12 protein-coding genes are annotated in these 15,899 nt (G+C 73.8%); 8 read left to right on the top strand and 4 right to left on the bottom strand.

Annotated features, from left to right (window positions below; translation table 11 throughout):
- Positions 1 to 2: 2 nt before the first annotated feature.
- Positions 3 to 1,442 (bottom strand): bifunctional transcriptional activator/DNA repair enzyme AdaA, encoded by a 1,440-nt coding sequence (locus ACF09C_RS04890; protein ID WP_392088809.1) that lies wholly within the window; start codon positions 1,440 to 1,442, stop codon positions 3 to 5.
- Positions 1,443 to 1,530: 88 nt separating this feature from the next.
- The gene (rsgA, locus tag ACF09C_RS04885; RefSeq protein ID WP_392088807.1) at positions 1,531 to 2,658 is read right to left on the bottom strand and encodes a ribosome small subunit-dependent GTPase A; all 1,128 of its coding nucleotides are present in this window, start codon (positions 2,656 to 2,658) and stop codon (positions 1,531 to 1,533) included.
- A 549-nt stretch (positions 2,659 to 3,207) separates the two neighbouring features.
- On the opposite strand from rsgA, the gene ACF09C_RS04880 reads away from it, so the two are divergent.
- The 3 genes from ACF09C_RS04880 (at position 3,208) to ACF09C_RS04870 (ending at position 6,121) form a co-directional block, all read left to right on the top strand.
- Complete coding sequence (locus tag ACF09C_RS04880) at positions 3,208 to 4,059, top strand: alpha/beta fold hydrolase (protein ID WP_392088805.1); 852 nt, start codon at positions 3,208 to 3,210, stop codon at positions 4,057 to 4,059.
- Positions 4,060 to 4,247: 188 nt separating this feature from the next.
- Complete coding sequence (locus ACF09C_RS04875; protein WP_392088803.1) at positions 4,248 to 5,096, top strand: FG-GAP repeat domain-containing protein; 849 nt, start codon at positions 4,248 to 4,250, stop codon at positions 5,094 to 5,096.
- A gap of 197 nt (positions 5,097 to 5,293) precedes the next feature.
- A complete protein-coding gene (locus tag ACF09C_RS04870) occupies positions 5,294 to 6,121 on the top strand; it encodes a slipin family protein (RefSeq protein WP_392088801.1) in 828 nt (275 codons plus the stop codon).
- 10 nt (positions 6,122 to 6,131) lie between these two features.
- Here ACF09C_RS04870 and ACF09C_RS04865 read toward each other — a convergent pair whose 3' ends face one another.
- Positions 6,132 to 7,247 carry a sulfite oxidase gene (locus ACF09C_RS04865; protein WP_392088799.1) on the bottom strand — a complete coding sequence of 372 codons (1,116 nt, stop codon included), beginning with the start codon at positions 7,245 to 7,247 and terminating at the stop codon, positions 6,132 to 6,134.
- Between the two features lie 166 nt (positions 7,248 to 7,413).
- On the opposite strand from ACF09C_RS04865, the gene ACF09C_RS04860 reads away from it, so the two are divergent.
- The 5 genes from ACF09C_RS04860 to ACF09C_RS04840 all read left to right on the top strand — a co-directional run bounded on the left by ACF09C_RS04860 (position 7,414) and on the right by ACF09C_RS04840 (position 15,168).
- On the top strand, positions 7,414 to 7,758 hold the full coding sequence (locus ACF09C_RS04860) for a CU044_2847 family protein (protein WP_392088797.1): 345 nt from the start codon (positions 7,414 to 7,416) through the stop codon (positions 7,756 to 7,758).
- Positions 7,755 to 9,599 carry a trypsin-like peptidase domain-containing protein gene (locus ACF09C_RS04855; protein ID WP_392088794.1) on the top strand — a complete coding sequence of 615 codons (1,845 nt, stop codon included), beginning with the start codon at positions 7,755 to 7,757 and terminating at the stop codon, positions 9,597 to 9,599. The genes ACF09C_RS04860 and ACF09C_RS04855 overlap by 4 nt, the downstream gene beginning before the upstream one ends.
- Positions 9,600 to 9,662: 63 nt before the next feature.
- Positions 9,663 to 10,697, top strand: coding sequence for an AAA family ATPase (locus ACF09C_RS04850; protein WP_392088792.1), 1,035 nt, complete (start codon positions 9,663 to 9,665; stop codon positions 10,695 to 10,697).
- The gene (locus ACF09C_RS04845; RefSeq protein WP_392088790.1) at positions 10,687 to 14,691 is read left to right on the top strand and encodes an SAV_2336 N-terminal domain-related protein; all 4,005 of its coding nucleotides are present in this window, start codon (positions 10,687 to 10,689) and stop codon (positions 14,689 to 14,691) included. The genes ACF09C_RS04850 and ACF09C_RS04845 overlap by 11 nt, the downstream gene beginning before the upstream one ends.
- A gap of 78 nt (positions 14,692 to 14,769) precedes the next feature.
- Positions 14,770 to 15,168, top strand: coding sequence for a VOC family protein (locus tag ACF09C_RS04840; RefSeq protein ID WP_392088788.1), 399 nt, complete (start codon positions 14,770 to 14,772; stop codon positions 15,166 to 15,168).
- On the opposite strand, the gene ACF09C_RS04835 is transcribed toward ACF09C_RS04840, so the two are convergent.
- On the bottom strand, positions 15,105 to 15,842 hold the full coding sequence (locus ACF09C_RS04835) for a helix-turn-helix domain-containing protein (protein ID WP_392088786.1): 738 nt from the start codon (positions 15,840 to 15,842) through the stop codon (positions 15,105 to 15,107). The two genes, ACF09C_RS04840 and ACF09C_RS04835, sit on opposite strands and share 64 nt — an antisense overlap.
- Positions 15,843 to 15,899: the final 57 nt, after the last annotated feature.

Raw genomic sequence — 15,899 nt, 5'->3', positions numbered from 1 at the left:
GCTCATTGTGCCGGTGCCGGTACGGGTCCGAGATGCCGGTACCGGTACGCGTACGAGCGCCAGGGCCGCCAGGCGTCGGAGCGGGCCCCGTCCCCGGCGGCCGCGTCCGGGTCCACGTCGGGGTCCGCGTCCGGGTCCACGTCGGGGTCGCCGAGGGCCCGCATCCGGATGAGGGCGGCCCGGCGCGCGCCGACGCCGGGGACGGCGCGCAGGGCGTCCTCCGCCTCGTCGCGGTCGGCTCCCGGGTCGAGGCGGACGGCCCCGCCGGTGAGCGCCGCGGCGAGCGGACCGGCCTCGGGGTGGGCGAGGAGCGCGGCGGGCTCGGGGAAGAGGTGCGTGAGCGCGCCGCAGGCGGCGTCCAGGGGCGTGCCGTGGGCCGGGACCAGGCGGGCCGCCTCCTCGGGACCGATCACGGTCCGCAGCGCGAACTCCTCCGGGTCGGCCGCGCCCGGCGACCGCAGCCCCGGGCACGCGGCGACCCGCTCGGCGAGCACCGGGTCGGGGCCCGCGCCGAGGTGCTCGGCGACGGCGTACGGGTCGGCGTCCAGGTCGAGGAGGCGGCGCAGCCGCTGCACGGCGGTGGTGAGGTCGCGCAGGTCGGTGAGGTGGATCCGGGCGCCGAGCCAGGGCCCGGCGGAGCGCTCGTCGACGGAGACGAGGCCGGTGCCGTACGGGAGACGGAGCGTACGGCGGTAGGTACGGGCTTCGGAGTCGCCGAGCACCTCCTCGACCCCGGGCAGGGCCTCGGCGGCGAGGAGGTCGAAGACCTCGCGGGCGGCGTACGGGCCCCGGTGGGCGAGCCGCAGCGGCACCCCGGCGGCGAGCGCGGTTCGGGGCCCGGCGCCGGTGCCGGACTCGGCGCGCAGCTCGGTGGGGGTACGTGCGTAGACGCGGCGGATCGTGTCGTTGAACTGCCGCACGCTGGCGAAGCCGGACGCGAAGGCGATCTCGGTGACCGGCAGCCCGGTGGTCTGCAGGAGCAGCCGGGCGGTGTGGGCCCGCTGCGCACGGGCGAGGGCGACGGGCCCCGCGCCGAGCTCCGCGGTGAGCTGGCGCTGCACCTGGCGGGCGCTGTAGCCGAGCCGCCCGGCGAGGCCGGGGACGCCCTCACGGTCGACGACCCCGTCCCCGATCAGGCGCATGGCACGGCCGACGACGTCGGCGCGGACGTTCCACTCGGCGGAGCCGGGCACGGCGTCCGGGCGGCAGCGCCGGCAGGCGCGGAAGCCGTGGCCCTGGGCGGCGGCGGCCGTCGGGAAGAACGTGACGTTCTTCCGCTTGGGCGTGACGGCGGGGCAGCTCGGCCGGCAGTAGATGCCGGTCGTCTCGACGGCGAAGAAGAACGCGCCGTCGAAGCGGGCGTCCCTGCTGCTGACGGCCTCGTACCGCCGGTCCTCACCGAGGTCCCTGCGGCCGTCGCCCTGTTCCCTGACGCTGTCCACGGGTTCCAGTGTGCGGGAGCCCCGGGGGCGTGGCTGGCGGTTTTCGGACACCGCGCTGCCCCGGGGTTCCCGTGGCGGACCGCTCTCGTCACCAGCCGGAGTGGCGTGCGCGGCCGCCCGCGCCGCCGCGCTTGGCCTCCATCGCCGCGCGGCCCTCCACGCCCTTGCGCTTCCAGTCCTTGAGGATCTCGGAGCGCAGGCGCGCGTCGGTCTTGGCGACGATCCGCTGGTTCTCGCGGAGGAGCTTGCGGTAGCTCTCCAGGCGGCGGACCGCGAGCGAGCCGTCCTCGACGGCCGCGGTCACGGCACAGCCGGGCTCCGCCTCGTGGGCGCAGTCGTGGAAGCGGCACTCCTCGGCCAGGCTCTCGATCTCCGAGAACACCTGGCCGACGCCGGTCTCGGCGTCCCAGAGCCCGACCCCGCGCAGACCGGGCGTGTCGATGAGGACACCGCCCCCGGGCAGCACGAGCAGGTTGCGCGTGGTCGTGGTGTGACGGCCCTTGCCGTCCACGTCACGGGCGGCCTGGACGTCCATCACGTCCTCGCCGAGGAGCGTGTTGGCGAGCGTCGACTTCCCCGCGCCGGAGACGCCGAGCAGCACGCTCGTACCGCCCGCGACGAGCGAGCGCAGGACCTCGACCCCCTCGCCGGTCGCGGAGCTGACGGGCAGCACCTGGACACCCGGCGCGACGCTCTGCACGTCCTCGACGAGGTACGAGAGCCCGACCGGGTCGGGCACCAGGTCGGCCTTGCTGAGCACGATCAGGGGCTGTGCGCCGGACTCCCAGGCCAGGGCCAGGAAGCGCTCGATGCGGCCGAGGTCGAGCTCGACGGCGAGCGACACGGTGATGATCGCGTGGTCGACGTTGGCGGCGAGGATCTGGCCCTCGGACCGCTTGGAGGACGTCGACCGCGCGAACGCCGTGCGGCGCGGCAGGAGGGCCCGTACGTACCGGGGGTCGCCGGCGGCGTCGACGACGGCCCAGTCGCCGGTGCAGACGACCTTCAGCGGGTCCCGGGGCACGACGAACTCCGTGTCGGCCCGGATGGTGCCGACGGGGGTGATCAGATCGCACTGGCCCCGGTCGACCCGCAGGACGCGGCCCGGCAGCAGGTCCCACACGGTGTAGGGGGCGAACGCGGCCTCCCAGCCCTCGTCCCAGCCGTACGGGGTGAGGGCGTGCGAGATCGAATCCTGAGGAGAGGAGAAAGACAAGGGGTGACCCTTCACAAGGGTGGCCCCGGCAGGCACCGCGCGGTCCAGAGACTGGACGCGCGGAGAGAGTGAAGGAAGGTCAGCCGGAGGCCACGGAGGTGGTGTTGACGAGCTTCTGGATGAGGGCATTGCCCACCGTCATGACAGCCATCGGTCACACCTCCTGGATCCTTCTCCGTGGTCGCCGACGCGGCGACACCCGCGGAAGCCTTGGCAGCCCGCAGGAACGACTTCACCCTAGCCCCACCCCCGACGACCGCGCGATCGATTTTCCGCACGACCGCCGCACGGCTTCCGAGCGGCTTCCGACCGGCTTCCGCTCGGCCTTCCCGCCGCGCCGGCACGCGGCGCGGGTGCGGCCGTCAAGAGCGCGCAAGTTCGGGCGCCGAATCGTTCTCCGCGGCTTCCCCGAGGCTTAGATTCCCTGCACGGCCGCCCGACGACCTGAAAGTCAGCGGCATCGGGCCGGGCCGATCGGTCCGGCCGCCGGAGGGACGAGACTCGGCGGTGTCTCGTCCCTCCCTCCATCCACGCGGGAGGCACGGGCTCGTGAGCGGATCGTCCATCTACCGGAGCGCCGCGGGCGGAGAGGCGATCCGGCGCTGGTGCCTCGATCGGTTGGCCGCCTGGCACGTACCGCACACCTGTGAGGTGTTCACCGCCGCCGGCGCCGAGACCCGCGTGGTCCTCGCCGGTGACGGCGGCCCGACCGTGGTGGTGGTCCCGGGTACGAACTTCAACGCGGCGACGTGCCTGCCGCTGGCGACGGCGCTCGCCGCGCGGTACCGGACCGTCGTGGTGGACGTGCCGGGCCAGCCCGGCCTCAGCTCGCCCGAGCGGGGCCGGGGCGGCGGCCGACTCGGCTGGTACGGAACATGGCTGTCCGAGGTGATCGAGGCCTGTACGTCCGGCCCGGTGATCGTGCTGGGGCACTCCTTCGGCGCGGCGATCGCACTGTCCACCACCTCTCCCCGGGTCGAGGGGCAGGTCCTCGTCTCCCCCGGCGGCCTGACCTCGCTGCGGCTGACGCCGCGCCTGCTCTGCGCCTCCGCGGCCTGGCTCGCGCTGCCCCGACCGCGGCACAGCGCGTGGCTCCTGCGCACCATGTCCGCACCCGACGCCCCCGCGCCGCGCCCCGCGCTCGTGGAGTGGATGACCCTCGTCGCCCGGCACGCCCGCTCCAGCGGCGCGCCGGAACCGGCCCGAGCGCCCCATCAGACCCTCCCGCGCCGGGTGGCCACGGGGGATCAGGACGTCTTCCTGCCGCCGCGCCGTCTCGCCGCGCCGGTACGCCGGACGCTCTCGGTGGAACTGCGGGTCCTGCCCCGGGCGGGCCACCTCGTCATCGAGGAACACCCCGATCGTGTCGCGGACCTCGTCGCCGAACTTGTCGGGCGGTGAGTCGCCGAACCGGTCGGGCGGTGAGCCAGGGCCTCGACCCCCTGTGCGAACCCCGTGCCGGCCTCCTCTAGCCTTGGGGTCGAGAGCCGTGGGGGCCGGTTCGCTTCAGAACTCCTGTTCCGGTGCACCGCCATGACCAGCGTGACGCACCGCGGGGCCGGCTTCTCACCTGATCATCCGGAGTTCCTTTGAAGCACCTCGTCCCCCGTCGGCGCGGCCTCGCCCGCCTGGCCGCCGTGGCCACGACCGTCGCGCTCGCCGCCACGGTCGCCGGCCCCGCGGTCGCGGGCACCGCGCCCGAACCGACTCCCACCGCGCCGGCCTACTACCTGAGCGGGATCCTCCCGTCGGGTCAGATGTACGTCTACATGCGGGACGGCAAGGGCGGCCTCGACCCCCGGTCGGGCGCCTACGTCTGGAAGGGACTGACGACCGCCGTGCCGGTCGACCCCGACCTGACCGGGTACCAGGACGGCGCGTACCACGTGATGTCCAACGGGGTGGTCAACCAGTGGCGTGGCGGGAACCTCAAGCAGGTCGCCACCGGCTGGCAGCAGTACACCAGCGTCCATTCGCCGGGCACCCTGGCCCGCGCCGCCCACCCCGACCTGCTGGCGCGTGACCGGCAGGGCGTCCTGTGGCGCGTCCAGACCCGGGCGGACGGCACGCTCGCGCCGCGCGTCAGGATCGGCGCCGGCTGGAACGCGTACACCCAGATCGCCGGGGTCGGCGACTACACCGGCGACACCAAGCCGGACATCGTCGCCCGCGACAAGCAGGGCGTGCTCTGGCTGTACAAGGGCACCGGCGACGGACGCGCGCCGTTCGCCCCGCGCGCCCGGGTCGGCGCCGGCTGGAACATGTTCAACAGGCTGGTCGCCACCGGCGACGTCGACGCCGACCGCCGCAGCGACCTGGTCGCCCGTGACCCCAAGGGCGACCTGTGGCTGTACAAGGGCACGGGCAGCGCGGCGGCGCCGTTCAAGCCCCGCGTCAAGATCGGCTGGGGATTCCAGCAGTACCGCGACCTCTTCTGATCCCACCCGCGCCCCGGCACCCGGCGGCCCCCGTCCGTCCGGGCGGGGGCCGTCGGGCTCCGCTGCGGTCCGCAGGGGGACCTCTGCGGTCAACCCGCCTGCATTTACGCGCTCTTGACGCGGCATCCGCATCCGCTCGCTCCACCATGACCGTCCTGAGGAGTGTCGAACCGCACCCACAAAGGGAGTGTGCTGCCATGGATGGCGTCGCTGTCGGAGCCGTCGTCACCGTCGTCTGTGTCCTGCTGGTGTTGCGCAGCGGGCTGAGGGTGATCAATCAGGTCGAGCGGGGCGTGGTGTTCCGCTTCGGCAAGGCGCTGCCCGGTCACCGGCAGCCGGGCATCACCCTGCTCATTCCCGTCGCCGACCGGATGCGGAAGGTGAACGTGCAGGTCGCGACCCTGCCGATCCCGACGCAGGAGGGCATCACCCGGGACAACGTCTCGGTGAAGGTCGACGCCGTCGTCTACTACCGGGTCGTCGATCCCGCGCGGGCGGCGATCGAGGTACAGGACTACGCCTTCGCCGTCGGGCAGGTCGCCCAGTCCTCGCTGCGCTCGATCATCGGAAAGAGCGATCTGGACGACCTGCTGTCCGACCGGGAGCGGCTGCACGAGGGGCTCGCGCTGATGATCGACAGTCCGGCGGCCGGCTGGGGCGTGCACATCGACCGGGTCGAGATCAAGGACGTCCAGCTGCCGGAGTCCCTGAAGCGGTCGATGTCGCGACAGGCCGAGGCGGAGCGCGAGCGGCGGGCCAGGGTCATCACCGCCGACGGCGAGTTCCAGGCGGCGCAGCAGCTCGCCAACGCGTCGCGGATCATGGCGGACACGCCGGAGGCCATGCAACTGCGGCTGCTCCAGACAGTGGTGGAGGTCGCCGCCGAGAAGAACTCCACGCTCGTGATGCCCTTCCCCGTGGAGCTGCTCCGCTACTTCGACCGGGCCGCCCGCCAGTTCGACCAGCCCCAGGAGCAGGACCCTGCGGCCGGCAACCTTCCCGAGCAGCGCTCCCTCGGGGAGTAGGCCGCGCGGGTCAGACGACGACCACCTCGACCGAGGCGACGGTGTTGCAGCCGTAGCCCTGGGCGTTCCAGGGGGCGTGGTCCGGCTGGGTGGCGCCGTGCGAGTCGGTCGCCCGGGCGAGCAGGCGGTACCGGCCGGGGCGGCGCGGGGTCCACGGGTACGACCAGCCGGTCCAGGCGTAGGGGCCGCTGGGCGGCTCCAGTGCGGCGTCGTGCCATCCCGTGTCCGGGTCGCCGTCCCCCGCGCCCGTGCCGTCCTCGTCCTCGGCCCTGACCTCGACGCGGCCGACGGCCCGCCCGCCGCCGGACCAGGCCCTGCCGCGGACGACGGTCTCCGTCCCGCGCCGCAGGTCCTCGTCCGGTTCGGGCGCGGTGATGAGCGACTTGACGCGGATCGCCCCGACGGGCCCGTCGGGGGTGCCGTCCGAGGCGATGTAGACGTACTCCTCGGTCTGGAAGACCCCGGTGAAGGGCGCCGTGACGGCGCGCGCCCCGACGAGCCACTTCACGTCGGCGACGGCGTACCGTCCGGGCACGACGAGCCGGACGGGGGCGCCGTGCCGGGGCGGAAGCGGTTCGCCGTTGAGGTGCGTCGCGAGGAGCGTGTCGGGGTGCAGGGCCTCGGCGAGCGGGAGGGCGCGTTCGAAGGCGACCGGGCGTCCCCGGAACGAGCCCTCGTCGGCGCCGGTGAAGACGAACTCGACCGCGTCCGGGGCGATGCCCGCCCGTTCGGCGAGCAGGTGGAAGGGGACGCCCGCGAACCGGGCGCAGCCGACCGCCCCGCGCTCCCAGGCCAGGCCGGGCGGGCGCGGGTTCATCAGGGCGCGCCCGTTGCCCGCGCACTCCAGGACGACGTCGAGTTCGCGCCGCCCACCCCTGCCGAGCGCGATGAGCTGCTCGTAGTCGACCGTGAGCGGGGCGGTCACGGCGCCGTCGACGCGCAGCCGCCACCGGGCGAGTTCCGGGCGCGGGACACCGAAGTGGTCCCGTACGAAGAGGGCGTCGGCGGGCGTCAGCGGATCGGCGAGCGCGGCCAGCGGGGTCTGCGCGTTGTACGGCTCCGTGGTCACCGTCTCGGGCGCCCAGGCGGTGGCCCCGGGGCCGTGGGGAATCGCCGATGCGGTCATGCCGACACCTCCGTCGGGCGCGGTCCCGCTCTCAGCGTACGTCGGGCCTGTCCGCGCCACCCGACGAGCGGCCGCACGCCCTGGAGGTGGGCGGTTCCGAGGACAAGGAAGCGTCCTGCGGGACAGAATGTTGCGTGGACCAACTGTTCAGTCCTCGGGGGTAGTTGTGAGCACACTGATGGAGTTCACCACGCAGAGCGGCGCGCGGGTCGTGGTCGAGGCGGACGGCCATCAGCCCGGGGCGCAACTCGTCTCACGTGGAGGGAACTCCCTGGTCCAGGCCGGGCGCACACTCGACGAGGCACTGCAGGGCATCCGCTCGGCGGCCGAGTCGGCGCTCACGGTCTTCCGGGAGGGGGCGCTCAAGCCGGACGGTGTGGAGCTGGAGTTCGGCGTGAAGCTGACGGCGGAGGCGGGCGCGGTCATCGCCAAGACCGCGGTCGAGGGCCATCTGACCGTGAAGCTCTCCTGGGCGCCGAACGGTGTGGGCGTGGGGGCAAGCGCCTCGTGACAGGCTCTCCCGCTTGGCATGTTCGCATCGAGCACGAGGGCGTGGTCTCCGGCTCCGGCTTCCTCGTCGGCGAGGACAGGATCCTCACGTGCGCGCATGTCGTCCAGGGCCTCGACCGGTCGGCGGTGTCCTTCCCCGGCGCCCCCGGTCTCGGCGTGCTCCAGGCGCGCGTCGCGGAACGGGGCGCCTGGGCGGGCCGGGGGACGGACCCCGGCGATGTCGCCGTCCTGGCCCTCGACGGTCCCGCCCCGGTCGCACCCGCGGCCTTCGCGGAGCGGGAGGAGCCGCTCGGCGCCGGCGAGCCGGCCCGGCTCGTCGCCTACGGCTTCCCCCACGGCTACGGCGAGGAAGGGGCACAGACCGAGCTTCGCGTCACTCACGACCGACTGTTGATCGGTGGCGAGTGGAGCCAGGTGGAGTTCTGGAAGGCGTACGGCCAGGAGCCCTCGCACGGCTTCAGCGGGGCGGCCGCCATGCGGGCGGACAGCGGCGAGGTGGTCGGCATGATCTCCTCGTACGACCCGGTGACCCGCAACGGGCGGATGATCCCCGCTCGCGTCCTGGCCCGGCACGTGCCCGCCCTGGCCGAGCGGGTCCCGACCCCGGGCTATCCCGCCGAGGAGAAACGCCGGCTGCGGGAATTGGTCGACCGGGTCGGCACGCCGCCGTGGCCGGTGGACCGTCTGATGAGCATCGCGACCGGGTCGCTGGGGATCGCTCCGTACGCGACACGGTCGAGTGGTCTCTGGGAGTCCGTCTGGTACCTGCTCACCGAGACGTCTCCCCGCCCGGGGCACCTGCCACTGGCCGCACTCACCCTGCGGCTCGCGGACCTGGTCGACGACCCCGCGCTCGGGCGCGACCTACGTGTCTGGTCGCGCGAGCACAGAGCGCGGAACCAGGACGGCCCGGACAGGAACGGGACCCAGGCCCGCGGCACGGAACGGTGCGGCGCGCCCGACCCGGACGAACCCCACCGACAGAGCCCCGCCGCCGTCCGGAACGACGGCCCGCACGCCCCTCTCCGGGCGGCCCCGCCTCCCTGGGCTCCGATACTCGTCGAGATCCGCCGCAGCGGCGCCGACCGCGGCACGGTCATCGCGGAGGTCTCCGTCTACCGGGACGGCGATCGGCTCCTCGTCAACGAGAAGCGGCTCACCACCGTGCACCTGCGCTCCTGGGTCCTGGACCGGATCGACGAGGCGTACGACGAGATCGGTGAAGGTCGTCCCCTCATCGCCTTCGCCCTCCCCCGCGACTGGCTCAATCGACCGGTCGACCTGTGGACCAGGAGCAAGGGGAAGGAGGCCCCGCTCGGCTGCACGTCGCCGGTCGTCGTCATGGATCACGACCGACGCGGCAAGGCACGGCTGCAGTTCCAGCTCAAGCGGATGTGGGAGGAGCTGGACCGCCAGGACGGCTCGCCGCTGCACCGGGTCGCGTGCTCCAGCACCCAGCGAGGCCCGCAGCTGTCGGTGCTGCTCCAGGACATACGCGGCCCCGTCGGATTCGCCCGGCCGCCGAAGACCGCTCGTGACCGGGAGTTGCACGGCGCCGCCCTGAACGCGCCCGCACCCATCGTGATGTGGCCGCGCACCAGCTGCCCGCCGGGCGGGCCGTGCTCGGGGAGCTGCGCCGGTTCGGGCTTCCTCAACCGGATCGCCGAACGGATCTCGCGGCTGGCGCCGACCGAACTTCCCGAGCTGGTATTCCGGTTGCGCAAGGAGGCCTTCCTCCACGAGGGCCCGGAACCACACTGGGCCGCGGAGTTGTCCCTCGTCTGGGAGGACCCGCGCCGTTTCCCCGAGATCCGACCGATGCGCCGGTCACCCGTCGGGTGAGCCGGACCGACACGCACCGAAGAACCACGACGCCGACGACCGCGAAGAACGGAAGCTGCCCCGATGTCCCTGTGGCCCGTCTACACCGGATCGAGCGAGCCGCACGACGGCATCGACGCGCTGCCCGCGCCGCCGCCGTGGCGGTCCTTCGACGGCGGGCCGGCGCTGCCGCCGCCGTCCGAGCAGGATGAGGTGCCAGGCGGAATCCACCGGGCGGAGACGTACCAGCCCACCAGTAAGACCGTCCAACTGGTCAACGCGGCCCTGTACCTCCGCCGCCCGCTCCTGGTGACCGGACCGCCGGGCAGCGGCAAGTCGAGCCTTCCGTTCGCCGTGGCCAGGGAGTTGAGGCTGGGCGGGGTCCTGCGCTGGAACATCACCAGCCGCACGGCCGTCACCGACGGCCTGTACCAGTACGACCCCCTCTCCCGCCTGTACGCCGCCGGGAAGACCGGCGTACGGGCCGACGGGCCGAGGCCGGCGGCGCCCGACCGCGAAGAGACAGCGATCGAGGACCATCTGCGACTCGGTCCGCTCGGTACGGCGCTGCTTCCGTACGACCGGCCCCGCGTGCTGCTGATCGACGAGATCGACAAGGGCGACCTCGATCTGCCGAACGACCTGCTGCACGTCCTGGAGGAGGGACGGTACGAGATTCCGGAACTCGTCCGGGCGGCGAGGACGCACCCGGTGGCCGAGGTGATGGTCGCCGACTCCGAGCAGCGGGTCGCGGTCCGGCACGGCGAAGTAGGGTGCCGCGCCTTCCCGTTCGTCGTTCTGACCAGCAACGGAGAGCGCGAGTTCCCGCCGGCCTTCCTGCGCCGCTGTGTGCGTCTCGAACTGCGACAGCCGTTGCGCGAGCAGTTGGAGGACATCGTGCGGGCCCATCTCGGGCCCCTGGACGAGCGGGACCACGCGCTGGTCGACGCCTTCCTGCACCGCGGCAGCGCCGGCGAGCTGGCCACCGACCAGCTGCTCAACGCCATCTACCTGACCCGCACGTCGGGCCTGGACGCCGAGTCCCGGGAGGAGCTGGCCGGGGCGCTAATGCCGTACCTGGGCCGTGCGGCGGAGACCTGGGACGTCGATGACGTCTGAGCGGGCCGGGTCCCTGGACGTCCTCGCCAAGGTCCTGGGCCGAGCGGGAGAGGAACCGCCGACCGGTGGGGAACTGGCCGAACTCCTCTGGCTGGCGCGGCATATGCGCGACCCGGATCCGCAGGAGCCGGAGATCGCGCCCGCCGTCGTACCACCGGCCCCGCCCCCGTCGGCGGTGTCGCGGACGCCCGCGGGCCCGCCGTCGGGGCACCGCCCCGTGGATCCCGTCCCGTCCGCCGCGGCGGAGCCCCCGGCTCCCGGTCCGCAGGGACCTCCCCACGCCATGCCGCCGTCCCCGGCCCGCATGCCCCTCCACACGCCGCAGGCCGGACCTGCGCCCGCTTCCGGGGAGCCGGCGGAACCGTCCAGGCACACCCCGCTGCTGGCGCCCGCCCCGCCGATGCTCTCCCACCCACTCGCCCTCCAGCGGTCGCTGCGTCCGCTGCGTCGCACCGTACCGAGCACCACGCGCTGGGAGTTGGACGAGTCCGCGACCGCCCATCGGATCGCCAGACTCGGCGCCGCTCCCGGCCTCTGGTTACCCGTGCTGCGTCCTCAGCGCGAGCGTTGGCTCCATCTGCGCCTCGTCGTCGACTCCGGGCCGACGATGACGATGTGGCGGCCCCTGGTGCGGGAACTGCACACCGCGCTCGCGCAGACCGGAGCATTCCGGACGCTCGACGTCCTCTACCTGGGAGAGGACGGGCGGCTGCCCCGACGCCACCGGGAGCTCGGGAGGACGGCGACCCTGGTCGTGAGCGACTGCATGGGTCCGCAGTGGCGGACCGGCCCCGCAGGGGTGCGCTGGCGCTCCACCCTCGCCGCGCTGGGCCGCGAGCTGCCGGTGGCTGTTCTCCAGCCCCTGCCGGAGAGGCTGTGGCGGTACACGGCCGCGCCACCGCTGCCGGGCCTCTTCGTCGCCCCGGGGCCCGGCATGTCCAACTCCGCCCTGGACTTCGCCCCGTACCACGGTGGTCCGCCGTCGGCCGGAATCCCGATGCCGATGCTGGAACCCTCCGGCGGCTGGCTGGGCAATTGGGCCACCCTGATCGCCTCACCGGGCGGCACAGAGGTGCCGGGAGCGGCGGCGTTCGTGGGGGCGGGCGACCTGTCGGCAGAGCAGGCGAACGAGGGCGACCAGGACGAGAGCCACGAGACGTTCGATCCGGAGGAAGGAGATCCGGAGGGTCTGGTGCTGCGCTTCCGGTCCATCGCCTCGCCACAGGCGTTCCGGCTGGCGGCGCACGTGGCGGTGGGATCCGCCCATCTGCCGGTCATGCGGCTCGTCCAGGCGGCGATCGAGGAGCACCCGGCGCCGCAGCACCTGGCCGAGGTCGTCCTCAGCGGCATGCTCCGGACTCAGCCGGAGGCCCGACCGGGGGCGTACGAGTTCCGTCCCGGTGTTCGGGAGGTTCTGCTCGGGACACTGCCGCGCACGGCCCTCGTCGGCACCACGGGGCTGCTGGCCCGGATCTCCGCCGAGATCGAGTCCCGCGCAGGATCCCTGCCCGGCGAGTTCCGGGCGCTGGTGGAGAGCCTTGCCCCGGCAAGCGGCGAACGGGCCGTGGGCCGGCCGTTCGCGCTGGTGAGCGAGGAGAGCGTACGGCTGCTGCGGGGGCCCGAGCGCCGAGGGGCGAGCGGGGAGCCGTCCCCGACGGGCTCCTCCGTCGCGAACCCGACCACCGGTCCGGAGGGCGAGCGGGCCCGTGCCACCGGGCTCGGTGCCCGCATCGCCGCGTCAGAGCCCGCCGGCGCCGCCTTCCGGCTGAACAGCGACCGCTACGAACTCGTCGAGCGGATCGAAGGAGGGCCGGCCGAGATGTGGCTGGCCGACGACCGGTATCTCAACCAGTCCGTGGCTGTCTGGTTCTTCCGCTTCCCGCCGGAGGAAGAGCGCCTGCGGACCGGGAAGAACGGGCGCGACGGGGGCTCCGCGGCCGCCGACTTCCTGGCCAGGGCCTACGATGTCGCCCGTATCGTCAGCCCGTATCTGCTCAGGGTGTTCGACGCCGTGGTCGTCGACGAGGGCTGCTGTCTCATCACGGAGCGCCTGCACGGTCGCACGCTCGCGCAGCTCCTCGCCACCACACCCGGGCCGCTCCCCGTGGACGAGGCCGTGTCGATCGCTCAGGACATCCTCCGCGGCTTGTGGGCCCTCCACCACGGTCCGGGCATCGCCCATGGCGACCTGACCCCCGCCAAGGTCGTGGGGGTCGACGACATGGTGCGCCGGCTCGCCAACTACGGCCTGCGCTGGCCGTACTCCGAACGCCCTGGTGACCCCGACAGGACGGCGCAGTTCCCCCTTGACGCCGGCCCGGAGGGCAGGACCTACCCGGGGACTGCCCGGTACATGGCGCCGGAACGCCAGTCGGGGCTCGTACTGCCGGAAAGCGACCTCTACGCGTTGGGCTGCATCCTGTTCGAGATGCTGACGGGGGCGCCGCCGTTTCAAGGTGGCGATCTGACGTCCGTGCTCGCGCAGCACGCGGAGGCGCCTCCGCCGGATCTGGAGGAGACCCGCCCGGACATCCCTCCGGAGCTGGGGCGGGCCGTGACGCGACTGCTGGCCAAGGAGCATGGTGTCCGGCACCGGGGAGCCGCGGCCCTGTCCCGGCTGCGCCGCCCCAGCTCCCCGCTGGAGCAGTTCTCGGTCCGATACCAGCTCCTAGGTCCTCCCAAGGCGGCGATCGAGGGGAAGGACGTCTCCGCGCCCGCGTTCCAGGACGGCAACGCCTTCCTGTGCCGGTTGCTGCTGGCTGGAGGGTTTCCCGTCTGGGAGGCGCAGATGCTCGAGGCGCTGGGGGACGAGCCGAGCGTCCCCCCCGCCGAGCGCTTCCGTCACCTGATGGCTCTCGGTCTGCCGTTGCGGGTGGAACGCGGCGCGTACTGGCTGCCCGTCCGGGGGACGTCCTTGGACCTGGCGCACGCGAGGTCGCTGGCCGGGAGGGCGGACCAGGCCGTCTCCCGCGGGAACCTGAGGCAGGCCCGTGAGCATCTCGATGCCGCGTTGGCTCTCTGGTACGGCGAGCCGCTCGACGGGATCGAGGGCCATTGGGCCGAGGAGGAACGGTCGCGCCTACGGGAGTGGAAGGCTGAGCTCCTCGAGAAGCGCGCGTCCCTTGACCGGCCCGTGGAGACGTCGCCGGGCTGGCTGGTGGTCAGGCTGCCCCATGCGGCGCCACGTCTCGCGGACGACCTCCGGAACATCGTGGTCGGGCTGGTCCAGAGCGTCCTCGGCGGTGCGCAGGCGAGAGGCAGGGACCTGGTCCGCACACCGATTCCGCCGGGGAACTCCGCCGAAGAACTGGTCGAATGGGCGGTCGACGCGTTCCCCCGGGCCCTGGCACGGCAGCTGCCCCCGCACGCCCTGTCGCAGGTCCGGCTGAACGTCGTCATCCACGAGGGCACGGAGCAGGCGGCGAGTGCGCTCGGAGAGGCGACGGACGTGCAGGTCGCGGACGCCGGACGGAACGTCCTCCTGGTGACGGTCCTGGTCTCCCACAGCCTGCGGGCGCGTCTTCCCCGAGCGAGACAGCGTGAGTTCGACGGGATCACGGCGACGGCGGGTGGCTGGCAGCACGTGGTGGTCGTCGAGCCTGAGCGTGGCCGGGCGGAAGATGCCCGGGCGGAGGGCGCGGTGGCCCCGCCGCTCCTGTCGCCGAGCGCGGATCCTCCGGCCGGTGACCCGCCCGGCCCGGAGGCGCCTCGTCCTCGCGGCTGGTTCGCCGGCCTCGCCGCCCGTCTGACCGGCGGGCAGGCCGAGGACGCGGACGGGAGCAGGAACGAGAGCGGGGACGAGGACGGGCACAACCGCCGGATCGAGGTCACGCCTGCCGGCCAGGACTCGCCGAAGGATCCGGGACCCGGCAGCCCGGAGCCCGGCAGGGTCAGCGGTCCCGATGCCGTCGACGCCACCGCGCGCGAACCCGACGGCTCACCCGCCCCCGAGGACTGGGGCCGGCGGTTCGGGTCGCCGGACGGCCCCATGTAGCCGCGCCCTCCCGCCTCGCCGGTGCGGACGTCCGATTCGTCCAAGACCCGGGCGCCCCGCCCTGCCTACCGTGGCCCCATGAACACACCACGACTCGACGTCATCGGCCTGGTCGTCTCCGACATGGCCGCCTCGCTCGCCTTCTACCGGCGGCTCGGTCTCGACGTGCCCGCCGACGCGGACACGCAGCCGCATGTGGAGGCCGCGCTGCCCGGGGGGATGCGGATCGCGTGGGACACCGAGGAGGTCATCCGGTCCTTCGATCCCGAGTGGTCCCGTCCCGAGGGCGGTGACCGGATCGGGCTCGCGTTCCTCTGCGGCTCGCCGGCGGAGGTGGACGCCACCTTCGAGGCGCTGGTCGCCGCCGGGTACCGGGGGCATCTGAAGCCCTGGGACGCCGTGTGGGGCCAGCGCTACGCCGTCGTGCTCGACCCGGACGGCTGCGGGGTCTCCCTCTTCGCCCAGTCCGAGGCGTAGGCGGACAGCGTCGTTCCGGCCAGCGCCCTGGTCTCACGGGCCAGGTGCGCCTGGTCGGCGCAGCCCGCGCGCAGGGCCGCCTCGGCGTACGGGACGCCCGCTCTGACCAGGGTCAGGGCGCGTTGCAGCCGCAGGATCCTGGCCAGCGTCTTGGGCCCGTAGCCGAACGCGTCCAAGGACCGCCGGTGCAGCTGCCGCGCGCCCAGGCCGACGGCGTCGGCGGTCTCGGCGACGGGCCGTCCGGCGGCAAGGCGGCGGGCGACGGCGCGGATCAGCGGATCGGGGGCCGGGGCGTCCACCGCCCGGTCCACGGCGAGCGCCTCGAGCGCGTCGGCCGGGTCGGGCGCCGCGGCCACCCGCTCGGCGAGCCGCCGGGCCCGCGCCTCGCCCCAGAGCGCGCCGAGATCGACCCGCCGGTCCCGCAGGGCGCTCGCGGGGACGCCGAGCAGCGCGGGCGCGTCCCCGGGCGCGAAGCGCAGGCCCGCGTACCGGCCGGGTCCGCCCTCGGGGACGTACGCGAACGTGTCGGGGCCGGCGACGAAGAGCCGGCCGTCGTGCCACAGCAGATCCATGCAGCCGTCGGGCAGCACGGGCACCGGCTCCTCGCCCACGGGTGAGGGCCCGATGCTCCAGACGACCGCGCCGTCGAGGCGCGCGGGGCGTTCCTCGTACACGCCTCCGAGCGTAGTCCGGTCGGCGGTAGGTCGTGTCCGGCGGATCAGGGCCGGACA

The organism is Streptomyces sp. NPDC014870 (assembly GCF_043081505.1).
Taxonomy (GTDB): domain Bacteria; phylum Actinomycetota; class Actinomycetes; order Streptomycetales; family Streptomycetaceae; genus Streptomyces.
This window is presented reverse-complemented; position numbering and strand designations above follow the sequence as displayed.